5 protein-coding genes and 1 pseudogene are annotated in these 4,583 nt (G+C 74.8%); 3 read left to right on the top strand and 3 right to left on the bottom strand.

Translation table 11 applies throughout. The annotated features are described in order from the left end of the window. Positions 1-101 precede the first annotated feature (101 nt). Complete coding sequence (locus AOK09_RS35490; RefSeq protein WP_055591305.1) at positions 102-815, bottom strand: 5-oxoprolinase subunit B family protein; 714 nt, start codon at positions 813-815, stop codon at positions 102-104. Continuing rightward, entirely contained in the window at positions 812-1,591 is a 780-nt protein-coding gene (locus AOK09_RS35485; RefSeq protein ID WP_079063685.1) for a LamB/YcsF family protein, read from the bottom strand. Before AOK09_RS35485 ends, AOK09_RS35490 begins: the two co-directional genes overlap by 4 nt. A 101-nt stretch (positions 1,592-1,692) precedes the next feature. Between AOK09_RS35485 and AOK09_RS35480 the strand changes: the two genes are divergently transcribed. Together AOK09_RS35480 and AOK09_RS35475 are read left to right on the top strand one after the other, a co-directional pair. Continuing rightward, positions 1,693-1,926 carry a hypothetical protein gene (locus AOK09_RS35480; RefSeq protein ID WP_055591303.1) on the top strand — a complete coding sequence of 78 codons (234 nt, stop codon included), beginning with the start codon at positions 1,693-1,695 and terminating at the stop codon, positions 1,924-1,926. 78 nt (positions 1,927-2,004) lie between these two features. Continuing rightward, the gene (locus tag AOK09_RS35475) at positions 2,005-2,844 is read left to right on the top strand and encodes an MmyB family transcriptional regulator (RefSeq protein WP_055591306.1); all 840 of its coding nucleotides are present in this window, start codon (positions 2,005-2,007) and stop codon (positions 2,842-2,844) included. A 158-nt stretch (positions 2,845-3,002) separates the two neighbouring features. On the opposite strand, the gene AOK09_RS35470 is transcribed toward AOK09_RS35475, so the two are convergent. Then, positions 3,003-3,365, bottom strand: a complete 363-nt coding sequence (locus AOK09_RS35470; RefSeq protein WP_055591302.1) for a four-helix bundle copper-binding protein — start codon at positions 3,363-3,365, stop codon at positions 3,003-3,005. Between the two features lie 232 nt (positions 3,366-3,597). On the opposite strand from AOK09_RS35470, the pseudogene AOK09_RS35465 reads away from it, so the two are divergent. Continuing rightward, positions 3,598-4,583: pseudogene (locus AOK09_RS35465) on the top strand (hypothetical protein); the annotation flags it as partial.

Below are 4,583 nucleotides of genomic sequence, written 5' to 3'. Positions count from 1 at the left end.
TTCAGGACGAGGGCCGGCGCGTGGCACCCCCAGGTGCGCCACGCGCCGGCCCTCGTCCTGAACGGTCGTCAGCGGACCCGGCCGCACCACCTCCAGCGTCCTCATCCCCGCCCCTCCGTGTCGTCCGGCGCTCGCGACGGCTCCGCCTCCCCGGGCCTGCCGGCCGGCGGGGGGACCGGGACGAACCGCACACGCACCCCGGGGGCCAGCAGGGCCGCCGGCTGCCGAGCCGGGTCCCACAGCCGCAGTCCGGTCCGCCCCAGCAGCCGCCAGCCGCCGGGGGAGGGCTGCGGATAGACGCCGGTGTACGACCCGGCGACCGCCACCGAACCGGCCGGCACCCTGGTCCGCGGAGTGGCCAGCCGGGGCACGGACAGCCGCTCCGGAAGGCCCGTCAGATAGCCGAAGCCGGGAGCGAAACCGCAGAAGGCCACCCGGTACTCGGGCGCGCAGTGCAGCCGTACCGCCTCCGCCTCGGTCACCCCCCACAGCCCGGCCACCGCGGCCAGGTCCGCGCCGTCGTACACCACCGGCACCTCCACCAGCGGTCCCTCCCCGGCCGCGACCGCGGGCACCCGCCAGCCGGGCAGCTCGGCGGCCAGCGCCGCCGGGTCGTCCAGGCCGTCCAGCAGCACCGTCCCCGCCGCCGGCACGATCTCCAGCCCGGCGGGCAGCCGCCCGGCCTCCCGGCGCCGCAGCAGCTCCGCATGCCAGGCCGCCACCCGCTCCGCCGACTCCAGCTCCAGCAGCAGCGCCCGCCGGCCCATGGGGCGCACCACCACCGGCCCGTGCTGCGGCTCCGGCGCGCCCCTCATCCGGTGAACGGTTCGATCCGGACCCCGGCAGCCGCCAGGGCCTCCCGCAGCCTGCCCGCCAGCTCCGCCGCGCCCGGGGTGTCCCCGTGCACGCACAGCGACCTGGCGCGGACCTGCACCGTCTCACCGGACTCCGCGGTCACCTGCTGTTCCCGGGCCATCCGCACCGCTCTGGCCAGTACCGCCTCCGGTTCGTGCACCACCGCCCCGGGCCGCCCGCGCGGCACCAGCGTCCCCGCCGCCGTGTAGGCGCGGTCCGCGAACGCCTCGGCCACCACCGGCAGTCCTGCCTCCCGGGCCGCCCGCAGCAGCTCGGAGCCGGGCAGGCCGAGCACCGGCAGCGGACCGCCGCACAGCTCCCCGGCGCGCACCACCCCCGCCGCCACGGCGCGGGCCTGCTCCCCGTCCGTGACCGCCCGGTTGTACAGCGCCCCGTGCGGCTTGACGTACGACACCCGCGATCCGGCGGCCCGGGCGAACACCTCGAGGGCGCCGATCTGGTAGGCGACCTCGTCGGCCAGCTCCTCCGGGGGCACGTCCATCGCGCGCCGTCCGAACCCCGCCAGATCGCGGTAGGAGACCTGGGCCCCGATGCGCACCCCCCGCCCGGCCGCCCGGCCGCAGACCCGCCGCATCGTCGACGGGTCGCCGGCGTGGAAGCCGCACGCGACATTGGCGCTGGTCACGACGGAGAGCAGCGCCTCGTCGTCGGTCAGCGTCCAGCGCCCGAACCCCTCGCCGAGGTCCGCATTGAGATCGATCACCGCATCCGCCATGCAGGGCCGCCTCCTCTCCCGCTCCCATGATCGCAGAGCTGCCCCGGACAGACCCCCCGGATGCAGGTAGCGTGGGAGACGGCCGACCAGAGGAGGCAGTGATGCCCGGATCTGTCACGATCAGCCACCACCAGCAAGCCGTCATGATCAGCCACGACGACGCAGAGCGGCTGGCGTGGGTCCTCAGCGAGGCCGCCCGGCTCCTGGAGGCGCCCGGCGCCGACCGGCTCACCGACGAGCAGGCCGGAGCGCTCTGCCGGGGGGACGCCCGGCACCGCGAGGAACTGGCCCACTGGGCCAGGGCGCTGGCACACGACGTGCAGCGCAAGGTCTGACCGGCGCGGCCGCCCGGCGGACTCCGATACGGTCGGGGTGATGACCACCGACGAGCCGTCCGGAGGAGCGCCTTGTCGCTGACCACCACCCCCGCCCCGGCCACCGGCGGCGTCGGGCCGCTGCTCCGCCGCTGGCGCGAACGCCGCCGGGTGAGCCAGCTCGATCTGGCACTGACCGCCGACAGCTCGGCGCGCCACATCAGCTACATCGAGAACGGCCGCTCCCGGCCCAGCCAGGAGATGGTGCTGAAACTCGCCGAGCACCTGGACGTGCCGCTGCGCGAACGGAACGCCCTGCTGCTGGCGGCCGGCTATGCGCCGGTCTTCCGCGAGTCGTCCTACCACGACCCCGACGACCCCGGCATGGCCGCCGTCCGCGCCGCGCTGGAGGGGGTGCTGCGCGGCCACGAGCCCTGCCCGGCCGTCGTCCTGGACGCGGGCCATGACGTGCTGGCCGCGAACAGCGGGATGGCCGCACTGCTGGAGGGCATCCCCGGGCGGCTGCTGCAGCCCCCGCTCAACCTCATCCGGATCGCCCTCCACCCCCAGGGGCTCGCCCCCCGGATCGTCAACCTGGGCCAGGTCCGCAGGCATCTGCTGGAGCGGGTGGAGCGGCATCTGTCGATCTGGGACAGCGAACCGCTGCGCCGCCTGTACGCCGAGGTCAGCGGCTATCCGGGCCCCGAGGGCGACGACCACGCGGAGGACCCGGCGCAGACGCACCCCTCCGTTGCCGCGGTCGCCCTGCCGGTGCGGCTGCGCACCGCCCACGGGGAGCTGGCCTTCATCAGCACCATCGCCACCTTCAACACCCCGCTGGACGTGGCCGTGTCCGAACTCGCCATCGAGCACTTCCTGCCCGCCGACCCCGCCACCGCCGACATCGTCCGCCGGAAGTTCCCCGTCACCCGCACCTGAGAACGGCCGCACCCGAGCACGGCCGCACCCGAGCACGGCCGCACCTGCGTGCGACCGCACCTGAGCACGGCCGCGCCTGGGCGCAGCCGCACCCGAGCACAGCCGTCGGGGACGAACCGCCCGGCTCGGAGCCGCCGGCGGCGGGAGACGCCGGACCGTCAGGCCCGTACGCCGGACATGGCGCGGCACATCTGCGAACAGCGACGACACGCCTCCGCACACCTGGCCAGCTGTGCGTCGTCGGGCATCGCCTTGCACGCCTCCGCGCACATGTCACAGGCCCGCGCGCACATGGCGCACATCTCGGCGCTGATGGGGGAGGTGCGCATCATCATGTCCGCGCACGTCCGGGTCAGCTCGCTGCAGTCCATCAGCGCGCGCATGATCTGCGCGTCCATGCGCCCGCCCTGCTGCAGGCAGTGGCTGATGGTCTCCTCGCAGATGTTGTGGCACGCGAGGCACGCGTCCACGCACTCCTGCATCTCCTTGCTCATCCTGGTGGTCCCGCCGGTCTGCTGCATGACGCCTCCTGGGCGTGGGGGAGCCGATTTGTCGGGCTCCGGTGCTTCTGTCCTACTGCCGCCGGACATCCGCGGCAATACGGGTGGCCTACGCGTGGAGACCGGCCGCCGCACCCTCACGGACGGTCATCTCAACCGCCCCCATTCGGGGCGTTTGGGACGTTGTCCGTAGCTGCCTCTAATCTTGACCACCGTGACCACGACCGCCGACCAGCCCGCCCTGCCCCGGCAGGTGCGCCCCGCCGCGCCCGCGGCGCCGCACCCCGGCGGGGCAGGCCGGCCCGCTCCCGGCCCCGCGGCCGACGAGGGCCTCGCCCGCAGGCTCAGGGCGCTGGCCTGCACCGCCCCGCTGCACGACCTGGACGCCCGCAAGGTCAACCTGGCCGGCGAGTACGCGGTCTACGCCATGGCCGAGGTCGGCCTCGCCGCCATCGACCTGGTCACCCTGCACATGGACTTCGACACCGGCGCCGACCGCGACCTGGTGCTCGCCCGGCTGCTGCCCCGCGTGGCCGCGCAGAGCCCCGGCCGTCCCGCCGCCGAGCACCAGCGGGTCGCCCGCTGGGTCCTGGAGTCGCTGATCAACGTCGGCAGCGTGGACCGCGGTTTCCGCGCCGTCTACGGCACCTTCGGGCCCGACGGCGCCTACGTCCGCCGCGACTACGACTTCAAACTGGTCGAGGAGGTCCCCGGCCCCGACGGCGGGATCTATCTGCGCACCACCGACGAGGCGGTCAACGTCCTGGTCGGCGCTCTCGACACCGATGTCACCTCCGCTCAGATCGCCGCCGAGGTCAAGCTGGAGGTGCTGATCCGCCGCGGCCGCCTCGCGGACGCCCAGCTCGCCGCGGAGCAGGCCCGCTACCGCACCGTCCAGTACGCCGAGACGCTGCGCCGCGCCCTGGACGCCACCCGCCGCAACGTCCGCGCCGTCGACTGGACGGTCGCCGTCCCCGACATGATCGCCGAAGCGCTGGACCATGTCGCCGACCGCTACCGCCACGAGAACGCCATCCTCACCAACATCCGCCGCGCCCGCGACGAGTCCGAGGAGCCCGAGCACAAGCGCCGCGCCGCCGAGCTGGTCGACATCGTCAAGGACTGCATCCGCCGCCACACCCAGCTGCAGACCCGGCTGCTGGAGGCCGGTCCGCTGTTCCGCGCCGAGCAGGACCGCCAGGCGTTCGCCGCTCCGGCCGCCCGGGCCGGCATCGACCT

Origin of the sequence: Peterkaempfera griseoplana (genome assembly GCF_001418575.1) — a bacterium.
Classification (GTDB): domain Bacteria; phylum Actinomycetota; class Actinomycetes; order Streptomycetales; family Streptomycetaceae; genus Peterkaempfera; species Peterkaempfera griseoplana.
The sequence above is the reverse complement of the archived record's forward strand: the minus strand, read 5'-3'. Positions and strand labels throughout refer to the sequence as shown.

Excerpts from the sequence above, each read along its gene's own strand:
- AOK09_RS35485 (WP_079063685.1), bottom strand. The coding sequence starts at position 1,591 with ATGGCGGATGCGGTGATCGATCTCAATGCGGACCTCGGCGAGGGGTTC.
- AOK09_RS35470 (WP_055591302.1), bottom strand. The coding sequence starts at position 3,365 with ATGCAGCAGACCGGCGGGACCACCAGGATGAGCAAGGAGATGCAGGAG.
- AOK09_RS35480 (WP_055591303.1), top strand. The coding sequence starts at position 1,693 with ATGCCCGGATCTGTCACGATCAGCCACCACCAGCAAGCCGTCATGATC.
- AOK09_RS35490 (WP_055591305.1), bottom strand. The coding sequence starts at position 815 with ATGAGGGGCGCGCCGGAGCCGCAGCACGGGCCGGTGGTGGTGCGCCCC.